We start from the raw sequence: 19,932 nt of genomic DNA, 5'->3' as shown, positions 1-19,932 counted from the left end.
GATGGCCGAGATGCAGATGCGGACCGAGGGTCCGGTGAAGACCCGCCGCGAGGGCGCGATCCTGGAGGTGACGCTGGACGCCCCGAAGGCCAATGCCATCAGCCTGAAGACCAGCCGGGTGATGGGGCTGGTGTTCCGCGACTTTCGCGATGACGACAGCCTGCGGATCTGCATCGTCAAGGCGGCGGGCGAGAAGTTCTTCTGCCCCGGCTGGGACCTGAAGGCCGCTGCCGAGGGCGATGCGGTCGACGGCGACTATGGGGTCGGCGGCTTCGGGGGTCTCCAGGAACTGCCGAACCTGAACAAGCCGGTGATCATGGCGGTGCAGGGTATCTGCTGCGGCGGGGGGCTGGAGCTGGCTCTGTCGGGCGACATCATCATGGCTTCGTCCAACGCCACCTTCGCCCTGCCGGAAATCCGTTCGGGCACGGTTGCGGATGCGGCCAGCATCAAATTGCCGAAGCGCATCCCCTATCATGTTGCCATGGACCTGTTGCTGACCGGGCGCTGGTTCGATGCCGAGGAGGCCCTGCGCTGGGGGCTGATCAAGGAGATCTGCGCGCCGGAGGAGCTGATGCAGAAGACCTGGGCCCTGGCCCGGCTGCTGGAAAGTGGCCCGCCGCTGGTCTATGCCGCGATCAAGGAAGTGGTGCGCGAGGCCGAGAACATGCGCTTCCAGGACGCGCTGAACCGGGTGTCGAAGCGGCTCTTGCCGACGGTGGACAAGCTTTATTCCAGCGAGGACCAGTTGGAGGGGGCAAGGGCCTTCGCCGAGAAGCGCGATCCGGTGTGGAAGGGGAAGTGACGGGTCAGGACTTCAGCCGATAGCGCGACTGGACGAGCCCGGACGGAAAGCTGTCGCTGGCTTCGTGGACGAAGTGGATGTCCCGCCCCGTCGCGCCGAACAGGCTGATCCCTTCGCCAATCAGCACAGGAATGCGCGAAAGCACCATGTCCGCGATCAGGCCCTCGCGCAGGAAGGACTGCACGACCTGGCCGCCGTCGACATAGACGCGCCTGGCGCCCTGCTGACCCAGATGCGCCATCGCGGCCTGCGGCGTCAGGTTGGCGACTGTGACCTTGTCTTGCAGCCGGTCGGGGATGTCGGCCCGGGCAAGCCGATGCGACAGGACGAGGACCGGCTTGTCGTAGGGCCATGGATCGAATGCCTTCACGATCTCGAAGCTGCCACGACCCATGACGATGGCGTCGATGTCCTTGATGAAACGCGCGTAGCCGTGATCCTCGGTCGCGTGTTCGGGCAGGATCAGCCAGTCGAGGGCGCCATCCTTGCGGGCGATGAACCCGTCGAGGCTGGTTGCAATGAAGACATGTCCGGTGGGCATCGTGCGTCTCCTGTCCTGCGGGGTGGGGCAGGCCTGATGCCATGAAACGCAGCGTTTGCCAAGCGGATGTTTCCCCTTCGTTCCGGAGTGGATTGCGGAGGCGGTCCAGACTAACCTGCGGGGAGAGGAGATCCCCATGCCCACCCATGACTACACCACCCGCATCCTCTGGACCGGCAACCGGGGCGAGGGGACGGCGCATTACAAGGCCTATGACCGGACCTGGGACATTGCGGTGCCGGGGAAGGCCGTGGTCCATTGTTCCAACGATCCGCTGCTGGGTGGCGATCCGGGGAAGATGAACCCGGAGGATTTGCTCCTCTCGGCGCTCTCGGCCTGCCACATGCTGTGGTATCTGCACTATGCCTCCGACGCGGGGATCGTGGTGACGTCCTACTCCGACGCGCCGTTGGGGGTGGGTGAGGTGGGTCGTGGCGGGGCCGGGCGGTTCGTGAAGGCGACCCTTCGACCGCATGTGGTGGTGAAGGCGGGGGCCGATCTTGCGGCGGCCGAGGCGATCCATCACCGCATCCATGAGGTCTGCTTCATCGCGCGGTCGGTGAATTTTCCGGTGGAGTATCAGCCGAGCTTTTTGATCGAGGGCTGAGCGGCGGGCGCCCACCCACCCCCATCCCCACCCGGGGGAGGGGAGGCGCTTGCGACATCCTGCGTCGCAAAGCGGACGGTTGAGATGGGCGCGGGCGACTAGGGTCGGCTCGAAGGCCGGGGGCGACATGGACGAGACGGACTACATCATCGTGGGGGCAGGATCGGCGGGCTGTGTGCTGGCCGAACGGCTGACGGCCTCGGGCCGCCACAAGGTCACGGTGCTGGAAGCGGGTGGGACCGACCGGCGGTTCTATGTCCAGTTGCCGCTGGGCTATGGAAAACTGTTCTACGACCCGGCGGTGAACTGGCTGTACAGGACCGAGCCTGATCCGGGGTTGGCGGGCGCGCGGGACCATTGGCCAAGGGGCAAGCTGCTGGGCGGGTCGTCCTCGATCAACGCGATGGTCTGGATCCGGGGGCACCGGGCCGACTACGAGGACTGGGGTCGCGAGAATCCGGGCTGGGGCTGGGAGGAGTGCCTCGCGGCCTACCGGGCGATGGAGGATAACGAGGCGGGCGGCGATGCCTGGCGGGGGCAGGGCGGGCCGCTCCACATCTCGGCCAACCGCTCGGGGCTGCATCCATTGGTGAAGTCCTATGTCGCGGCCTGTGGCGAGGCGGGGCTGGCGGAGAATCCCGATTTCAATGGCGAAAGGCAGGAGGGGGCTGGCGTCTACCAGATGACGATCAAGGAGGCGCGGCGGAACTCGGCGGCGCGGGCTTTCCTGCGGCCGGCGATGAAGCGGGGGAACCTGGCGGTCGTGACCGGGGCGCTGGTCAGCCGGGTGGTCATCGAGGGTGGCCGGGCCGTTGGCGTGGAGTATCGGCGGGGAGGCGAGACGCGGGTGCTTCGGGCAAGGGCCGAGGTCATCCTGGCGGGCGGCGCGATCAACTCGCCGCAGCTGTTGCAACTGTCGGGGATCGGGCCCGGAGGATTGTTGCAGGGGCTGGGTCTGCCGGTGGTCGTGGACAACCCGAATGTGGGCGATCACCTGAGCGACCATCAGGGGATCAACTACTCCTGGTCGATGAATGTGCCGACCTACAATGACGAGTTGCGGCCCTGGTGGGGGAAGGTCCGCGCCGGGGTGCAGTATTTCCTGGGCGGCGGCGGGCCGCTGGCGAAGTCGATCAACCATGGCGGCGGGTTCTTCCGGACGAGGGCAGACCTCGACCGGCCGAACATGCAGCTCTACTTCCAGGCATTTTCCACCCTGATCCCGCGCGAAGGGGAAAGGCCGCTGCTGACGCCCGACCCCTGGTCGGGGATGTCGATCGGGTTGTCGAATTGCCGCCCGACCAGCCGGGGGCATATCCGGTTGCGCACGGCGCGGGCTGAAGATCATCCGGTGATCACGGCCAACGCTTTCTCGACGGACAATGACGTGGAGGAAATGCTGGCGGCGGTGAAATACCTGCGCCACATCGCGGCCCAGCCCGCCATGGCCCGGTTGATCAAGGAGGAGCTGCGGCCGGGGCCGGAGGTGGTGACGGACGATCAGCTGATCGAGGATTTCCGCGCGCGATCGGGGACGGTCTATCACCCGAGTTGCACCTGCCGGATGGGGCGGGACGCGTCAGGCTCGGTGGTGGATGCGGGGCTTCGGGTGCATGGGGTGGGGGGCGTGCGGGTGATCGACGCGAGTGCCTTCCCGAACATCATCGCGGGGAACACCAATGCGCCCGCGATGCTGATGGGGTGGAAGGGGGCGGAGGCGGTGCTGGCCGACGCGCGGTGAACGGGGGAGCCGTCCTTGGGGCATCGAGCCCCTCGGACGGCGCTGCCGCGGAAGGATGGGGCCGGTCGCCTGGTGTGACGGGAGGAGCCTCCGGCGGGGATATTTGGGGCACAGATGAAAGGCGTGCTTGCAGGGAAGGCGGCCTGCCTGCGGCTGCACGGGTTGCCTCCGGCGGGGATATTTGGGCCAGTATGAAAGCCTGGAGGGGAGGTGGGCCGGAGGATCGGCCGGCAGTTACTCCCCCCTTGGAAACCGCTTGTTCTCCTCCAGCACGTTCAGGTCCATGTGGTTGCGCATGTAGCGTTCGCTGGCGGCGCGCAGGGGCTGGTGGTCCCAGGGGAAATAGGCGCCGTTCCTGAGCGCCTCGTACACCACCCAGCGCCGGGCCTGGCTTTCGCGGACCTGGGCATCATAGGCGGCCAGGTCCCAGCGGGCGTCGGCAAGGGCCCGGAAATGGGCGAGGATTTCGGCCACGCGCGGATCGGCGGCGAGATTGATCTTCTCGCCGGGGTCGTTCGCCACGTCGAACAGCAGTTCCGGGTCGGCGGGGCAGCGGATGTATTTCCAGGCGCCTTCGCGCAGGCTCACCATTGGCGTGATCGAGCCTTCGGCGGCATATTCCATCGCCACGGGGCCGCGCGGCGCGCCGTTCGCGACCGGGATCAGGTTGACGCCCTCGGTCCAGGGGGCGACTTCCTCCATCGAGATGCCCGCCAGTGCGGCGAGGGTGGGGGCGAGGTCGATGGAGGAGACCGGGGTTTCCACCAGCCCCGCAGGCATTTCCGGCGCGGCGATCATCAGGGGCACGCGGGAGGAGCCTTCGAAAAAGGTCATCTTGAACCAGAGGCCGTGTTCGCCCAGCATCTCTCCGTGGTCGGAGAGGAAGACCACCTGCGCCTCCTGCCGGGTCGCCTCCAGCACCGCGAGGATCTCGCCGATCTTGTCGTCGATGTAGGAGATGTTGGCGAAATAGGCCTGTTTGGCGCGGCGGATGTGGTCGGGGGTGATTTCTAGCGAGCGCCAGTCGCAGGCATCCATCAGGCGCTTGGAATGGGGGTCCATGTCCTCGTAGGCCAGTGGCTCGGGCGGCTCGCATTCCGGGGCGCCTTCGTAGAGGTCCCAGTATTTGCGGCGGGCGACGAAGGGGTCGTGCGGATGGGTGAAGCTGACCGTCAGCGCCCAGGGGCGGGGGTCCTGGCCGCGCGACAGGTCGTAGATTTTCTGGATGGCCTGGAAGGCGACGTCGTCGTCGTATTCGTACTGGTTGGTGATCTCGGCCACGCCCGCGCCGGTGACGGAGCCGAGGTTGTGATACCACCAGTCGATCCGCTCACCGGGTTTGCGGTAGTCCGGGGTCCAGCCGAAATCCGCGGGGTAGATGTCGGTGGTCAGCCGCTCCTCAAAGCCGTGCAACTGGTCGGGACCGACGAAATGCATCTTGCCGGAAAGGGCGGTCTGGTAGCCCGCCCGGCGCAGGTGGTGGGCATAGGTCGGGATGTCCGAGGCGAATTCGGCGGCGTTGTCGTAGACTCGGGTACGGGAGGGGAGCTGGCCCGACATGAAGCTCGCCCGGGCCGGGGCACAGAGGGGCGAGGCGGTGTAGCAGTTGGCGAAGCGGGTGGAACGGGCGGCGAGGGCACGCAGGTTCGGGGTGTGCAGGAAATCCGCCGGACCATCGGGGAAGAGCGTGCCGTTCAACTGGTCGACCATCAGGATCAGGAGGTTGGGCTTCGGCATCTTGGTCCCCGTTCGTTTGCCCGATCTCTAGCCGGCCGGGGCGCGCCGTCTGGCCCCCGACCGACCGGCCCATGTCGAAAGCGTCACGCGGGCTGGGTGCCGCCGGTGGCCTCTGTCACCTGGTCCGCCGCCGCCCGGACCAGCGCGCCGATGCGGGTCGCGTCGGAAAGCCCCATGCGGAAGGCGGGGCCGGAGACGGAGAGGCCCGCGACCGGCTCGCCATGCGCGTTGAAGATGGGGGCGGCGACGCAGCGCATCCCCTCGGCGCGTTCCTGGTCGTCGATGGAAAAGCCGCGGTCGCGAGTGCGGGAGAGGTCGCGCATCAGCGCGCTGTCGCTGGTGAGGGTGAGAGAGGTGAACTTCTCCAGCCCCTTGCGGGCGATGATGCCGCGGGTCTTCTCCTCGGGATACCAGGCGAGAAGCGCCTTGCCGATGCCGCTGGAGTGCATCGGTGCGCGGGTGCCGGGCGGGAAGAAGGCCCGGATCGCCTCGTAGGTCTCGACCTGGGCCACGAAGAAGACCTCATCCTTGACCTCGATGCCAAGGTTCGCGGTTTCCCCGGTTTCGCGCATGAGCTGGTCCATCGGCTGCCGGGCGCGTTCGACCACCTTGGTGCGGCGCAGGAAGGCGGACCCCACGCGGAAGGCGCCGGGGCCGATGTGCCAGAACTGGCCGGGTTCGTCGGCCTCGACCATGCCGTGCCCTTGCAGGGTGACGAGCGCGCGGAAGACGGTGGCGATCGCCTCGCCGGTGTCTTCCGCGATCTCCGACAGGGTGCGGCCGGGGTTGAGCGCGACATGGGTCAGGATGTCGAGGCCGCGGTCCAGCGCCTGCACCGTGTTCTGGTCGGTCTTGTCGTTGAACGCCTTCGGCCGACCGCGGGGTTTCTGTGCCATGGTTCGTGCCCTCCAAAGGGGTGAAAAAGCGCAAGGTATTGACTGGATTGGGGATTAGCATGGGCATGAAGGAATGAAAAATCTTTTCGAAAAAATTGCGCGCATTGGTCGCAGGGCGTAGCTTTTCCGGGCGATCTTACAGGGAGTTGCCCGATGTCCATGCAGAACCCCGTCTTCATTCCGGGCCCGACCAACATTCCCGATTCGGTGCGCAAGGCCTGCGACATGCCGACGTTGGATCACCGCTCGCCGGCCTTCGCGCGGCTGTTCAAACCTGCGGTGGCAGGGGTGCAGCGGGTGCTGAAGATGGATCAGGGTGAGGTCATCGTGATCCCCTCGACCGGCACGGGCGGCTGGGAGGCGGCGATCAGCAACACGCTTTCCCCCGGCGACACCGTGCTGGCGGCGCGGTTCGGCATGTTCAGCCACCGCTGGATCGACCTGTGCCAGCGTCACGGGCTGAACGTGCAGATCATCGAGACGCCCTGGGGGCAGGGCGCGCCGCTTGCGGCCATCGAGAAGGCGCTGAATGCGGACAAGGCGCAGCAGATCAAGGCGGTGCTCGCCACCCACAACGAGACGGCGACGGGCGTGAAGTCCGACATCGCGGGCATCCGCCGCGCGCTGGACGCGGCGGGGCATCCGGCGATGCTGTTCGTCGACGGGGTGTCCTCCATCGCCTCGATGCCCTTCGACTTCGCGGGCTGGGGCGTGGATATCGCCGTGGCTGGCAGCCAGAAGGGCTTCATGCTGCCAGCCGGGCTGGCGATCCTCGGGGTCTCACCGAAAGCGCTTGCGGCGATGGAGACGGCGCGGTTGCCCCGAACCTTCTTCGATTTCAAGGACATGCTGTCCGCCTACGCCCGCGGCGGCTATCCCTACACGCCCGCCGTGGGCCTGATCGCGGGCCTCGCGCATTCCATCGACCTCTTGGAAACCGAGGGCCTCGACAATGTCTACGCCCGCCACCACCGGCTTGCCGAAGGCGTGCGCCGCGCGGTCTTTGCCTGGGGAATGACGCCCTATGCGGCGTCTGCGGACCTGTATTCCGACACCGTGACGGCGGTGAAGGTGCCGCCCGGCTGCGACGGCACGGCGCTGGTGCAGCTGGCGGCCTCGAAATTCGGCATGGCCTTCGGCGTCGGGCTGGGCCAGGTCGCGGGCAAGGTGTTCCGCATTGGCCATCTGGGGATGCTGACCGACGCCATGGTCCTGTCGGGCCTTGCGGTCGCCGAGATGTGCATGGCGGACCTCGGTTGGCCGGTGAAACTCGGCTCGGGCGTGGCCGCGGCGCAGGAGTATTATCGAGGAACGGTCCCGGCCATGGCGCTGGCGGCGGAGTGAGGAATGAAGGACATGACCCTGCACATCCCGACCTTTGACGACATGCTGGCCGCGCATGACCGTATCCGCCCGCATATCCGCCGCACGCCGGTCCGCAGCTCGGACTACCTGAACGAGCTGAGCGGCGCGCAGCTGTTCTTCAAATGCGAAAACTTCCAGGAGCCGGGCGCTTTCAAGGTGCGTGGGGCGACGAACGCGGTCTTCGGGCTGTCCGAGGCGCAGGCGCAGAAGGGTGTTGCCACGCATTCCAGCGGCAACCATGCCTCCTGCCTGAGCTACGCCGCCATGCTGCGGGGCATCCCCTGCAACGTGGTCATGCCGCGCACCGCGCCGCAGGCGAAGAAGGACACCGTGCGCCGCTACGGGGGCGTGATCACCGAATGCGAGCCCTCGACCTCCTCGCGCGAGGCGACCTTCGCGCAGGTGCAGGCGGCGACCGGCGGCGATTTCGTCCACCCCTACAACGATCCCCGCGTCATCGCCGGGCAGGGCACCTCTTCGCGCGAGTTCATCGAACAGGTGGACGGGCTTGACATGGTTGTCGCCCCCATTGGCGGTGGCGGCATGATCTCGGGCACCTGCCTGACGCTGTCGACGCTGGCCCCGGAGACGAAAGTGATCGCCGCCGAGCCCGAGCAGGCCGATGACGCCTATCGCAGCTTCAAGGCCGGGCATATCATCGCCGACGACGCGCCGAAGACCATTGCCGACGGGTTGCTGGTGCCGCTGAAGGACCTGACCTGGCATTTCGTGTCGACCCATGTCAGCGAGATCTACACCGCCTCGGAGGACGAGATCATCGAGGCGATGAAGCTGACCTGGAAGCATTTGCGCGTCGTCATGGAACCCTCCAGCGCGGTGCCGCTGGCCGTGGTCCTGAAGAACCGCGACGCCTTCCGGGGCAAGCGCGTGGGCATCATCATCACCGGCGGCAACGTCGATCTGGACAAACTCCCCTGGATGAAAGGGTAAGACCATGAACAAGCAGACGAATTTCGAAGGGTTCGAGGTGGGCTACGACATTCCTGCCCTGCCGGGGATGGACGAGAAGGACATCCAGACGCCCTGCCTGATCCTCGACCTCGACGCCTTGGAGCGCAACATCGTCAAGATGGGCGACTATGCCAAGGCGCACGGGATGCGGCACCGGGTGCATGGCAAGATGCACAAGTCGGTCGACGTGGCGAAGCTGCAGGAGCGGCTGGGCGGATCGGTCGGGGTGTGCTGCCAGAAGGTGTCCGAGGCGGAGGTCTTCGCCCGTGGCGGGATCAAGGACATTCTGGTGTCGAACCAGGTGCGCGATCCGGCCAAGATCGACCGGCTGGCGCGGTTGCCGAAACTGGGCGCGCGGACCATCGTCTGCGTCGATGACGTGGCCAACGTGGCCGACCTCTCGGCGGCGGCGGTGAAGCACGGCACCCAGCTGGAGGTCTTCGTGGAGATCGACTGCGGCGCGGGCCGCTGCGGGGTGAAGACGCCCGAGGAGGTGGTGGTGATCGCCAAGGCGGTGGCCGCCGCGCCGGGCCTCAAGTTCACCGGCATCCAGGCTTATCAGGGCGCGATGCAGCACATGGATCTCTATGAGGACCGCAAGGCCAAGCTGGATGCCGCCATCGCCCAGGTGAAGGCTTGCGTCGCGGCGCTGGAAGCGGCTGGGCTGAAGCCGGACCTGGTCTCGGGCGGCGGCACCGGGTCGTATTATTTCGAAAGCGGGTCCGGCGTCTACAACGAGCTGCAATGCGGCAGCTACGCCTTCATGGATGCCGATTACGGCCGCATCCTCGACAAGGACGGCAACCGCATCGACCGCGGCGAATGGGAGAATGCGCTGTTCATCCTGACCTCGGTGATGAGCCATGTGAAGGCCGACAAGGCGATCTGCGACGCGGGGCTCAAGGCGCAGTCGGTGGATTCTGGCCTGCCGGTGATCTTCGGGCGTGATGACGTCAAGTACATCAAGTGCAGCGACGAACATGGGGTGATCGACGACCCCTCGGGCGTCCTCAAGGTCGGCGACAAGCTGAAGCTGATCCCCGGCCACTGCGACCCGACCTGCAACGTCCACGACTGGTATGTCGGCGTGAGGAACGGCAAGGTCGAGGTCGTCTGGCCGGTCTCGGCCCGCGGCAAGGCTTACTGATCATTTTCTGTCTGAAAGTATCCCACGGGGGTGCGGGGGTGTGAAACCCCCGCTCCACCATCTGCCACAAAGGACCACCCCATGCTCATCGTCCCCGAGGCGCTGATCGCCCAGCTCGTCAGCCCGGAAGACGCCTTCCGCGCGGTCGAATCCTGTTTCGCCGCCATGGCCCGGGGCGAGGCCTACAACTTCCCCGTGGTCCGCGAGGCGCTGGGCGAAGGTCGGCAATACGGCTTCAAGTCCGGGCTGGACCGGGCGGGCGGCCAGTTGGGCGTGAAGGCGGGCGGTTACTTTCCCGGCAACGCGGCGAAGGGGATGATCAACCACCAGTCCTCGGTCTTCCTGTTCGACCCCGACACCGGGCGGCCCGTGGCGATGGTGGGCGGCAACCTCCTGACCGCGCTGCGCACGGCAGCGGCCAGTGCCATCGCCATCGACCGCCTCGCGGCGCCGCAAGCGCATGTGCTGGGCATCGCCGGCGCGGGGCATCAGGCCGGTTTCCAGCTGCGGGCGGCGGCGCGGGTGCGGCGGTTCGAGCGGGTGATCGCCTGGAACCTGCACCCCGAGATGTTGCCGAAACTCGGGGCCGTCGCCGCCGAACTGGGCCTGCCCTTCGAGGCGGTCGGCCTGCCCCGGATGCGCGAGGCGGAGGTGATCGTGACCATCACCTCTTCTCCTTCCGCGAGCCTTCTGGCCGAGCATGTTTCGCCCGGCACGCATCTGTCCTGCATGGGCACCGACACCGTGGGCAAGCAGGAGGTCGACCCGGCGCTGGTCGCGGTGGCATCGGTCTTCACCGACGAGGTGTCGCAGTCGATCAGCATCGGCGAGGCGCAGCACGCGGTCGGGGCGGGGCTGCTGGATGCCAGCGCCATCGTGCCGCTGGGCGAGGTGCTGACCGGCGCGCATCCGGGGCGGCGATCGGACAGCGAGATCACGCTCTTCGACGGGACCGGGGTGGGCTTGCAGGACCTTGCCGTCGCGGCGGTGGCGGTGCAGCGGGCCCGCGAGCGGGGGCTTGGGATCGAGGTCGGGGTCTGAGGCGCCGATTTCTTCCAAGAAATCGGACCGGAGTTTTCGAAAACTCCGGCGCGCCCGGTGCATTGTGCGGGGAACAAGATGGGCGTTGAAGCGATCCCCGGCCCGTGGTGAGACTGCGCCTGACGGGACGCGGGAGAGCGGGATGCGGGTCTTCATCAACGGGTTCGGGCGGATCGGGCGGTCGGTGCTGCGGGCCTTCCTGCTGGCGCCAGAGCGCTGGCCTGGGCTGGAGATCGTCGGGATCAACGACATCGCCGCGCCGGAGATGTGCGCCTATCTCTTTGAATACGACTCGGTCTTCGGGCCCTGGAAGGGCAGCGTCGCGCTGGAGGGCGGGGCGCTGGTCATCGACGGGCGGCGGGTGCCGCTTGCTCGCACCCCGGACCTTTCCACTCTGGACCTGGCGGGTGTCGACCTGGTGATGGAATGTACCGGGCGGGCCGAGACGCGGGAGGTGGCGGAGCGGGGGCTGAGGGCGGGGGCCTCACGGGTGCTGGTGTCGGGGCCGTCCTCGGCGGCGGAGGTGACGGTGGTCATGGGGGCGAATGACGGGGTTCTGCGCGAGCAGAAGATCGTCTCGAACGCCTCCTGCACGACGAACGCGCTGGCCCCTCTGGCGAAGCTTATCCATCAGAACTGGGGGATCGTGACCGGGTCGATGACGACGGTCCACTGTTATACCGGCAGCCAGCCGACGGTGGATGCCCCCGCCGCCGACTATCCCCGCAGCCGGGCGGCGGCGTTGTCGATGGTGCCGACCACGACCTCGGCCGCGCGGCTTCTGGACGGGGTGCTGCCGGACCTCAAGGGAAGGGTCGTGGCGCAGGCGGTCCGGGTGCCGGTCGCTTCGGTGTCCTGTGTGGACTTCCATCTGGTGACGGAGAAGCGGCCCTCGGTCGAGGAGGTCAATGCGGTCTTCCGGGCGGCCGGGGGGGTGATCGGGGCGACGGACCGGCCGCTCGTCTCCAGCGACCTGCGGGCGCGGGCCGAGTCGGTGGTGATGGCCTGCCCGGAGACGAAGCTTTCCGAGGGCGGGATGCTGCGGGTCTTCGGGTGGTATGACAATGAATGGGGCTTCTCCAACCGGATGCTGGACATGGCACTGCGGATGGGGTGATCTGTCCACGGTGGACATTTCCGATATATCGTTTTTAATCAGATGTTTGCCTGTAGGCGTTAAGGATTTGGCAAGCTTTGCCCGCGGGTGGAAATCCGCGCCGCCAATTCCCCTTCGGCCCCCACAGGAACCTTCCTGCGACACAGTTCCGCATTTGACGCGGGGGCTTCCGGCGGGCCATGCTTGGGCCAGACCAGCGACCGGCGGCCCGCCCGGAGGCGGCACCGGATCAGCACAGTGCAGGGGGGACAGACATGCGCCTATTCACCATCCTCGGGCCGTCGGGGGCCGGAAAGACGACGCTGGTCCAGGCGCTTGCCAGCCTGGACGACAAGCGCGGCAAGGCGCTGACGGTGCCCGGCGTCGCTACGGTCAGCTCCTTCGGCTTCATGGGCGAGGACTGGGCGGCGGTGGATGTGGCGGGCGGGGCGGAGAACCTCGCCTCGGTCGGGGCGGCGCTCGCGGCATCGGATATCGCGGTGATCTGCGTACCCGCGGATGCCGACAGCGCCGTCCTGGCCGCCCCCTTCCTCCGGCGGGTCGAGGAGATGGGGGTGCCCGCGATCATCTTCATCAACCGGATCGACAGCGCCCAGCACCGGATCGCCGAGATCGTCAGCGCGCTTCAGTCCTATTCGCGCCATCACATCGTGCTGCGCGAAGTGCCGATCCGCGAGGGTTCCACGATCACCGGCTTTGTCGACCTGGTGTCGGAGCGGGCCTGGAAATTCGAGGAGGGCAAGCATTCCAAGCTGATCGAAATGCCCGACAGCGTGAAGGACCGCGAGGCGGCGGCGCGGGCGGAACTGCTGGAAAGCTATGCCGATCTGGACGATCACCTGATGGAAGAGCTGATCGAGGACCAGACACCGCTGGCGGAGGAGGTCTATGCCATCGCGGCCAAGGCTTTGCGGGAGAATGCGGTGATCGAATGCTTCATCGGCTCGGCCAGCAAGGGGCATGGCATCACCCGGCTGATGAAATCGCTGCGCCATGACGCGCCGGGGATCGAGGAGACGCGCGCGCGCTTCGGGTCCGGGACGCTTGCGGTGGGCGCGCTGGCCGACCAGCTGAAGCATCTTGGCAAGGTGGTGCTGCTGCGCGCACTGGAGGGGCCGGTCGGCGGCGGGGGGCGGCTGGGGGGCGCGGACGTGGGGTCGATCACCGATCTGGATGCCAAGTCGCCGGCCGGCGAGCTTCAGGCGGGACAGATCGGGCTGGCGGTGAAGTCCGACCATCTGGCGGCGGGGCAGGCCTTCAGCCGCGACAGATGCGAACGACTTGGGGAGGCCGGGGCCTCGCCCTTCCGGCGGATCATCGCGCCGGGGCATGACAAGGACGACAGCCGGTTGCTGGCGGCTTTGGGTCGGCTGGCCGAGATCGACCCCGCGCTGGGGCTGGCCTCGGACGAAGGGTCGGGGCGGCCGGTTCTGGCGACGCAGGGGCCATTGCACCTGCGCCGGGTGCTGGCGAAGATCGGCGGCGATTTCGCGGTTCCGGTCGGCGAAAGCCCGGTGCCGACCGCGCTGCGCGAGACGATCCTGCGCGGGACGGAGGTGCATCACCGCCACCGCAAGCAGACCGGGGGCGCGGGCCAGTTCGCCGATGTGGTGGTGGCGATCCGCCCCGAGGCGCGGGGGGCGGGCTTTGCCTTCACCGAGACGGTCAAGGGCGGGACGGTGCCGCGCAACTACATCCCCTCGGTCGAGGAGGGCGCGCGCGACGGGCTGGCGAAGGGGCCGCTGGGCCATCCGGTCGTGGATGTTTCGGTCGAGCTGAAGGACGGCAAGTCGCATGCGGTTGACAGTTCGGACCACGCCTTCCGCACCGCGGGCAAGTCGGCGATCCGTGAGGCGCTGGCCGAGGTGGGCACGGTGCTGTTGCAGCCGGTGATGAAGGTGGAGATCCAGGTGCCCTCGGTCTTCTCCGGCGCTCTGGTGCCGCTGGTGTCGGGGCTGAAGGGGCAGGTGCTGGGCTTCGAGGCGCATGAGAGCGCGGCGGGCTGGGATGTGTTCCAGCTGCTGCTGCCGATGGCGCAGGAGGATGCGCTCTTCGTGGCGCTGGCGGCGGCGACGCGGGGGACGGCCTGGTTCACCTCGAGCTTCGATCATTACGAAGTGAAGAAGGACGAGGGCGGCGAGACTGCCGGCTGAGCGCGGTCAGTCCAGGCCTTCGTCGGGGATGTTCAGCACGGTGCCGCAGGCCTTGCAGTGCACGGCGTCGTGGTCGTGGCGGCGGAGTCCGCAGGTCGGGCAGGGGAAATAGGCCTTCGAGGGCCGCAGCATGACCTGGATCAGCCGCAGGAACAGGCTGATTCCGAAGATCATCACGGCGACCGACAAGAGTTTGCCCGAGGTTCCGACCAGCGTCACGTCGCCGAAGCCGGTGGTGGTCAGCGTGGCGACGGTGAAATAGAGCGCGTCGGCGTAGTTGCCGATCTTGTCGTTCACGCCGGACTGGGTCTGGTAGACCAGGGCCGTCATGGCGAAGATGAAGATCACGAGGTTGAGCGCGGCACGGACCGTCTGTTCGTTGCGGCGGAAACCGGGGATGTCCTCGCGCAGCTGGTCCAGTGTCTCGGGCGAGTGGAAGACGCGGTAGAGCCGGAGGACACGGAGGAAGGCCAGTCCCTCGCCCCAGATCGGGAACAGGAGCGAGATGATCACCAGGATATCGGCCACGCCCCAGAAGCTGAACAGATCGCGCAGCGGGCGGCGCGAGATGAGGAGGCGGGCGAGGAGGTCGGCGAGGAAGACGATGCCGATGGCAAGGTCGATCCAGCCATGCTGCGCGCCGCGTTCGAAGAAAGACGAGGCAACGAGCCAGGTCACGGTCAGGAGGTCGAAGGCGAGGAGCAGGTAGCGGAAACGGTCGCCGGTCTCACCCGCGCCTTCGTAGAGCGCGCGCAGGCGGGCGCGGATCGCGGCCTTGGTCATCTGGGGTGCCCCTCTTGCCTTCGGGCCGAGCTTAGACGGCGGCGCGGGGACTGTCAGGGGGGAAAGGGGCGGGGGGATTTCCCCGCCCGTTCGCCTAGTGTTCGGCCTTCGAGGCGGCGGCCTTGATCTCCTCGGTCGCGTCGGCGGCGCCGTTGAAGAAGGCGTTCAGGATCACGGCCGTCACCGATGCGAGGAGGATGCCGCTTTCGATCAGCGGGTGGAGTTCATGCGGCATCCACTGCTTGAAGTTCGGCGCGACCAGCGGGATCATCCCCATGCCAAGGCTGACCGCGACGATGAAGAGGTTGTTGCGGTTCTTGGCGAAATCCACGCCCGCCAGGATGCGGATGCCGGTGGCGGCGACCATGCCGAACATCACGAGGCCCGCGCCGCCGAGGACCATGGTGGGCACGCTTTCCACCAGCGCGCCCATCTTGGGGACAAGGCCGAGGACGATCAGGATGATCCCCCCGGCGACGCAGACGAAGCGGCTCTTGATGCCCGTCACGCCGACGAGGCCGACGTTCTGCGAGAAGGAGGTGTAGGGGAAGGTGTTGAAGATGCCGCCGATCAGGGTGCCGAGGCCATCGGTGCGCAGGCCCGCGGACAGCATCCGCTGGGTGACGGGCTTGCCGGTCATGTCGCCAAGGGCAAGGAACATGCCGGTGGATTCGATCATCACCACGATCATGACGAGGGTCATGGTCACGATCATCACGAGGTCGAAGCTGGGCATCCCGAAGTGGAAGGGGGTGATGATGTCGAACCAGGCGGCCTCGCCCACCTTGGCGAAGGTCATCTTGCCAAGGAGCGTGGCGAGGACGCCACCGATGATTATGCCGAGGAGGACGGAGATGTTGGCGACGAAACCCCTGGCGAAGCGGGCGATCAGGAGAATGGCGATCAGCACGACGGCCGAGATGCCGATATTGCCGAGCGGGGCATAGGCCGGGTTGTTCAGGGTGGCGGCGGGGGCGAATTTCTCGGGGATCGCGGGCAGGCCGGCAAAGGTGCCCTCGCCGACCGCCTTCAGCCAGTCGGCATGGGCGGGGTCGACGATCTGCGGGGCGGTCGGGCCGACGGGGTTGCCGAAGATCCAGTTGATGCCGATCCGCATGAGCGAGACGCCGATGACGAGGATGATCGTGCCGGTGACGACCGGCGGGAAGAAGCGCAGCATCCGGCTGACGAGGGGGGCGATGAGGATCGAGATGATCCCGGCGGCGATGATCGCGCCGAAGATGGCGCGCGCGCCCTCGGGGCCGGGATTGGCGTTGGCCATCGCGACCATCGGGCCGACGGCGGCGAAGGTGACGCCCATCATGACGGGCAGGCGGATGCCGAACCATTGCGTCGCGCCGAAGGACTGGATCAGCGTGGCCAGGCCGCAGACGAAGAGGTCGGCCGAGATCAGGAAGGCGACATCCGCCGGTTCCAGCTTCAGCGCGCGGCCGATGATCAGCGGAACGGCCACGGCGCCGGCATACATGACGAGGACGTGCTGCAGGCCAAGCGCGAACAGGTTCGGCGGTGGCAGTATCTCGTCCACGGGGTGCGTGGTGCTCATGGTGGTTTCCTTTTCCCTTGGGGCGTTTATCTTCGCGCCGTCTTCGCACTGCCCCATGGGTGCGATCCGGTTAGAGGCGCGCCGTCAGGGCGCGAGGACCGTCCACGGCGTTGCGTAGCGGTATTCTTCAAGGTTCGGTGTCGGACCGATGCGGTCCACGACCGCAAAGAGACCCGGGGCGGACAAGGGTGCCAGCACGCCATGCCAGGTGCCGCGGTGCAGGTTGATGCCCTGGGCGCCGTTGGTGAGGAAAGCCAGCGGGGTCGCCTCGGGGCCGGTCGAGACGATGACGAGGAAGGGATGCTCGCTCATCGGCAGGAAGGCCTGTGACCCTTCGGGGTGGCGTTCGATCAGGTCGAAGCTGTAGGGCAACGCGCGGGGCTTGGCTTGGAAGATGGAGATGCCCGCCCGGCCTTCGGGGCCGAAGTCGAGCGTCGCGCGATCGTGGTGGCGCTGGCACATGCCTTCGTTGATCAGGCGGAAGTCGCCGGTGGCATCCAGCACATCGCCGAACGGAGCGAAGGCTTCCGGCGTGAGGGGGGCGGGGTGCAGGGTTCTCATGCGCGACTTCCGGTGGCTGGCGTCGGAGCGAGGGGTTTCACACCCCTCGCGATCTCCGTGGGATATTTGGACCAGTATGAAAGCATCAGCGCAGGGGCCCGAAGGCGCCGGGGCCGCGCAGCCTGGCGTGGCGGTTCACGTCCTTGTAGAGCAGATAGCGGAAGCGCCCCGGTCCGGCGGCGTAGCAGGCCTGCGGGCAGTAGGCGCGGAGCCACATGAAATCTCCCGCCTCGACCTCGACCCAGTCCTGGTTCAGCTTGTAGACGGCCTTGCCTTCCAGGACATAGAGGCCGTGCTCCATGACATGCGTCTCCTCGAACGGTATGACGCCTCCGGGCTGGAAGGTGACGATGTTGACATGCGCGTCGTGGCGGATGTCGTCGGGTTCGACGAAGCGGGTCGTGCCCCAGCGGTCTTGCGTGTCCGGCATCCAGCGGACGGGGACGTCGCGTTCATTGATGATCAGCGGCTCGGGTGCGGGCACGCCGGGGGCGGGTTCGTAGATCTTGCGCAGCCAGTGGAAGCGCGCGGGGGACTTGCCCTCGGCAAGAAGCGTCCAGCGCGACCCGGCGGGGATATAGGCGTAGGAGCCTGCCTCCATCTCGGTGCCGGTGCCGTCGAGGGTCAGGGTGGCGAGGCCCTCGGTGAAGAAGAGCCAGTGCTCGGCCCCCATGTCCGGGTCGGGCGCATCGGACCCACCGCCGGGGGCGACCTCCATTACATACTGGCTGAAGGTCTCGGCGAAGCCCGACATGGGCCGGGCGATGAGCCAGAGGCGGGTTTTCGTCCAGCCGGGCAGGCAGCTGGTCACGATATCGGAGAAACAGCCTTTCGGGATGAAGGCATAGGCCGTGGTGAAGACCGCGCGCTGGGTCATCAGCGCGGTCTGCGGCGGCAGGCCGCCGGGCGGGGCGTAGTAGGTGGATTGGGTCCTGGTCATGGCAGCTGGTCCTTCAGGCGAAGTTCGGCAATGCGTTCCACCTGTTTGCAGGCGGTGGCGAATTCGGTCGCGGTGTCGTTGGCCAGCCGGGTCTGGAAGGCCTTGAGGATCGAGGCTTTGGTATTGTCGCGGACGGCGATGATGAAGGGGAAGCCGTGCTTCTGCACATACTCGTCGTTCAGCCGCTGGAACCGGCCGCGCTCCTCGTCGGTGAGCGCATCCAGCGCGGCGGAGGCCTGTTCGGCGGTGGACTCCGGTGTCAGGCGCTTCGCCGCCGCCAGTTTCCCGGCGAGGTCGGGGTGGGCCTTGAGGACGCCGAGCCGTTCCTCGGGCGAGGCCGAGCGGAAGATCCGGGTCAGCGCGTTGTGCAGACCCGCGGCGCTGTCATGCGCCGGGCCGAGCTCCAGGTCGAAGGCGCGTTCGGCGATCCAGGGCGAGTGTTCGAAAATGCCACCGAAGCGGTTCACGAAGCGGTCGCGCGGCATCTGCGAGGGGCGCTCGAACCGCTTGTGCGGATGGGTCTTTTTCCAATGTTCTGCAATCTCGATCCGACGCGGAAACCAGACGCCGTCGTGCGATTTGGCATAGTCGAGAAAGCGCTTCAGTCCGGCGATCTTGCCGGGACGACCGATCAGGCGGCAGTGCAGGCCGATCGAGAACATCTTCGCCGAACCCTCTGACCCTTCGACATAAAGCGTGTCGAAGCTGTCCTTCAGATATTGATAGAACTGCTCGCCGGTGATGTAGCCAGGCGCGGTGGCGAAGCGCATGTCATTGGCTTCCAGCGTATAGGGGATCACCAGCTGGTCGTGGTCGCCATATTCGCGCCAATAGGGCAGGTCGTCGTCGTAGGTGTCGGAAATCCAGGCGAGGCGGCGGGTCTCGGCGGTCAGTCGCACTGTGTTGATCGAGCAGCGGCCAGTGTACCAGCCCTGCGGGGCCTCGCCCACCACCTCCTCGTGCAGGCGGAAGCTCTCCGCGATCTGGCGGGCCTCTTCCTCGGGGGGCATGTCGCGGTGGTCGACCCATTTGAGGCCGTGCGAGGCGATTTCCCACCCGGCGGCCTTCATCGCGGCAACCTGTTCGGGGTTGCGGGCGAGCGCGGAGGTCACGCCGTAGATGGTGACGGGGATCTTCATGCCGGTGAACAGCCGGTGCAGCCGCCAGAAGCCCGCCCGCGCGCCGTAGTCGTAGATCGATTCCATGTTCCAGTGGCGCTGCCCCGGCCAGGGGGCGGCCCCTGCGATGTCGGAGAGGAAGGCCTCGCACTGGGCGTCGCCGTGCAGGATGTTGTTCTCGCCGCCCTCTTCGTAGTTGAGGACGATGGAGACGGCGATCTTCGCGCCGCCCGGCCAGCGGGCATCGGGAGGATTGGGGCCGTAGCCACGGAAATCTCGGGGATAGCGGTTTGCCGGTTCGGTCACGGGAGGTCTCCTTCACGGGCAAGACTAGGGCAGAAATCAGAAGAGTATTTTCAGGATTTCACGGAAAGTCATATGCGGGCAAGGCCGGGTCGCCTGGGGCGTTAATTCGTGGTCTGATGGTGGAAAGCAAGGGAGGATCACGATGGGACGGCTGTCGACGCATGTACTGGACACCGCGAAGGGCAAGCCCGCGGCGGGGGTAAGGATCATGCTGTACCGGATTTCCGGGCAGAGCCATCGCAAGGTGACGGAAGTTGTCACCAATGCCGACGGGCGGACCGATGCGCCGCTGCTGGAAGGCGCGAAACTGACCGAGGGGGTCTATGAGCTGGTCTTCTGCGCGGGCGACTATCTTCGGGCCACGGGCCAGGCAGGTGAAGGCGTTCTTTTCCTTGACGAAATCCCGATCCGCTTCGGGGTGCCGGATGCGGGCCAGCACTATCATGTGCCGCTGCTGATCTCGCCCTTCGCCTATTCGACCTATCGGGGGTCGTAAGCGGCGGCGTTCCGGCCCCGAAAAGGTGGTGAAACCGTC

The 19,932-nt window shown here is 66.9% G+C and carries 18 protein-coding genes; 10 read left to right on the top strand and 8 right to left on the bottom strand.

The genetic code is table 11. From position 1 onward, the window contains the following. The first annotated feature begins 1 nt into the window (after position 1). A complete protein-coding gene (locus JNJ68_RS00990) occupies positions 2–805 on the top strand; it encodes a carnitinyl-CoA dehydratase (protein WP_294977864.1) in 804 nt (267 codons plus the stop codon). Positions 806–809: 4 nt separating this feature from the next. Here the strand turns inward: JNJ68_RS00990 and JNJ68_RS00985 are convergent, their stop codons facing one another. After that, complete coding sequence (locus tag JNJ68_RS00985) at positions 810–1,346, bottom strand: dihydrofolate reductase family protein (RefSeq protein WP_294977861.1); 537 nt, start codon at positions 1,344–1,346, stop codon at positions 810–812. Positions 1,347–1,482: 136 nt separating this feature from the next. Here JNJ68_RS00985 and JNJ68_RS00980 point away from each other — a divergent pair, with 136 nt between their 5' ends. Together JNJ68_RS00980 and JNJ68_RS00975 are read left to right on the top strand one after the other, a co-directional pair. Beyond that, positions 1,483–1,953: an OsmC family protein gene (locus JNJ68_RS00980; RefSeq protein WP_294977858.1), complete on the top strand. Its 471-nt coding sequence runs from the start codon at positions 1,483–1,485 to the stop codon at positions 1,951–1,953. A 127-nt stretch (positions 1,954–2,080) separates the two neighbouring features. Then, positions 2,081–3,694, top strand: a complete 1,614-nt coding sequence (locus JNJ68_RS00975) for a GMC family oxidoreductase N-terminal domain-containing protein (RefSeq protein ID WP_294977855.1) — start codon at positions 2,081–2,083, stop codon at positions 3,692–3,694. Between the two features lie 234 nt (positions 3,695–3,928). Here the strand turns inward: JNJ68_RS00975 and betC are convergent, their stop codons facing one another. Together betC and bhcR are read right to left on the bottom strand one after the other, a co-directional pair. Next, the gene (gene betC / locus JNJ68_RS00970; RefSeq protein ID WP_294977853.1) at positions 3,929–5,431 is read right to left on the bottom strand and encodes a choline-sulfatase; all 1,503 of its coding nucleotides are present in this window, start codon (positions 5,429–5,431) and stop codon (positions 3,929–3,931) included. A gap of 83 nt (positions 5,432–5,514) precedes the next feature. Next, positions 5,515–6,327: an HTH-type transcriptional regulator BhcR gene (gene bhcR, locus JNJ68_RS00965; protein ID WP_294977850.1), complete on the bottom strand. Its 813-nt coding sequence runs from the start codon at positions 6,325–6,327 to the stop codon at positions 5,515–5,517. Between the two features lie 153 nt (positions 6,328–6,480). On the opposite strand from bhcR, the gene bhcA reads away from it, so the two are divergent. The 6 genes from bhcA (at position 6,481) to JNJ68_RS00935 (ending at position 14,122) form a co-directional block, all read left to right on the top strand. After that, a complete protein-coding gene (gene bhcA, locus JNJ68_RS00960) occupies positions 6,481–7,671 on the top strand; it encodes an L-aspartate--glyoxylate aminotransferase BhcA (protein WP_294977847.1) in 1,191 nt (396 codons plus the stop codon). Positions 7,672–7,674: 3 nt separating this feature from the next. Beyond that, positions 7,675–8,643, top strand: coding sequence for a beta-hydroxyaspartate dehydratase BhcB (gene bhcB / locus JNJ68_RS00955; protein WP_294977845.1), 969 nt, complete (start codon positions 7,675–7,677; stop codon positions 8,641–8,643). 4 nt (positions 8,644–8,647) lie between these two features. Next, positions 8,648–9,811 carry a 3-hydroxy-D-aspartate aldolase BhcC gene (bhcC, locus tag JNJ68_RS00950; protein ID WP_294977843.1) on the top strand — a complete coding sequence of 388 codons (1,164 nt, stop codon included), beginning with the start codon at positions 8,648–8,650 and terminating at the stop codon, positions 9,809–9,811. An 81-nt stretch (positions 9,812–9,892) separates the two neighbouring features. Beyond that, on the top strand, positions 9,893–10,852 hold the full coding sequence (bhcD, locus tag JNJ68_RS00945; protein ID WP_294977841.1) for an iminosuccinate reductase BhcD: 960 nt from the start codon (positions 9,893–9,895) through the stop codon (positions 10,850–10,852). Positions 10,853–10,994: 142 nt separating this feature from the next. Continuing rightward, the gene (locus JNJ68_RS00940; protein WP_294977840.1) at positions 10,995–11,969 is read left to right on the top strand and encodes a glyceraldehyde 3-phosphate dehydrogenase NAD-binding domain-containing protein; all 975 of its coding nucleotides are present in this window, start codon (positions 10,995–10,997) and stop codon (positions 11,967–11,969) included. Positions 11,970–12,223: 254 nt separating this feature from the next. Beyond that, entirely contained in the window at positions 12,224–14,122 is a 1,899-nt protein-coding gene (locus tag JNJ68_RS00935; RefSeq protein WP_294977838.1) for an elongation factor G, read from the top strand. 6 nt (positions 14,123–14,128) lie between these two features. On the opposite strand, the gene JNJ68_RS00930 is transcribed toward JNJ68_RS00935, so the two are convergent. From JNJ68_RS00930 to puuE, 5 genes are all read right to left on the bottom strand, one after another. Then, positions 14,129–14,905: a potassium channel family protein gene (locus JNJ68_RS00930; RefSeq protein ID WP_294977836.1), complete on the bottom strand. Its 777-nt coding sequence runs from the start codon at positions 14,903–14,905 to the stop codon at positions 14,129–14,131. Between the two features lie 94 nt (positions 14,906–14,999). Beyond that, positions 15,000–16,472: a nucleobase:cation symporter-2 family protein gene (locus JNJ68_RS00925; protein ID WP_294977834.1), complete on the bottom strand. Its 1,473-nt coding sequence runs from the start codon at positions 16,470–16,472 to the stop codon at positions 15,000–15,002. An 84-nt stretch (positions 16,473–16,556) separates the two neighbouring features. Beyond that, complete coding sequence (locus tag JNJ68_RS00920) at positions 16,557–17,033, bottom strand: ureidoglycolate lyase (RefSeq protein WP_294977833.1); 477 nt, start codon at positions 17,031–17,033, stop codon at positions 16,557–16,559. Positions 17,034–17,118: 85 nt separating this feature from the next. After that, entirely contained in the window at positions 17,119–17,973 is an 855-nt protein-coding gene (locus JNJ68_RS00915) for a bifunctional allantoicase/(S)-ureidoglycine aminohydrolase (protein ID WP_294977831.1), read from the bottom strand. After that, positions 17,970–19,397 (bottom strand): allantoinase PuuE, encoded by a 1,428-nt coding sequence (gene puuE, locus JNJ68_RS00910; protein ID WP_294977829.1) that lies wholly within the window; start codon positions 19,395–19,397, stop codon positions 17,970–17,972. The genes JNJ68_RS00915 and puuE overlap by 4 nt, the downstream gene beginning before the upstream one ends. Before the next feature lie 142 nt (positions 19,398–19,539). Between puuE and uraH the strand changes: the two genes are divergently transcribed. Next, positions 19,540–19,893: a hydroxyisourate hydrolase gene (gene uraH, locus JNJ68_RS00905; RefSeq protein ID WP_294977827.1), complete on the top strand. Its 354-nt coding sequence runs from the start codon at positions 19,540–19,542 to the stop codon at positions 19,891–19,893. Positions 19,894–19,932: the final 39 nt, after the last annotated feature.

It is taken from the genome of Tabrizicola sp. (assembly GCF_016793705.1).
Classification (GTDB): Bacteria; Pseudomonadota; Alphaproteobacteria; order Rhodobacterales; family Rhodobacteraceae; genus Tabrizicola.
Note: the sequence above shows the minus strand (reverse complement) of the source record. Positions and strands in the feature narration are given on the sequence as shown.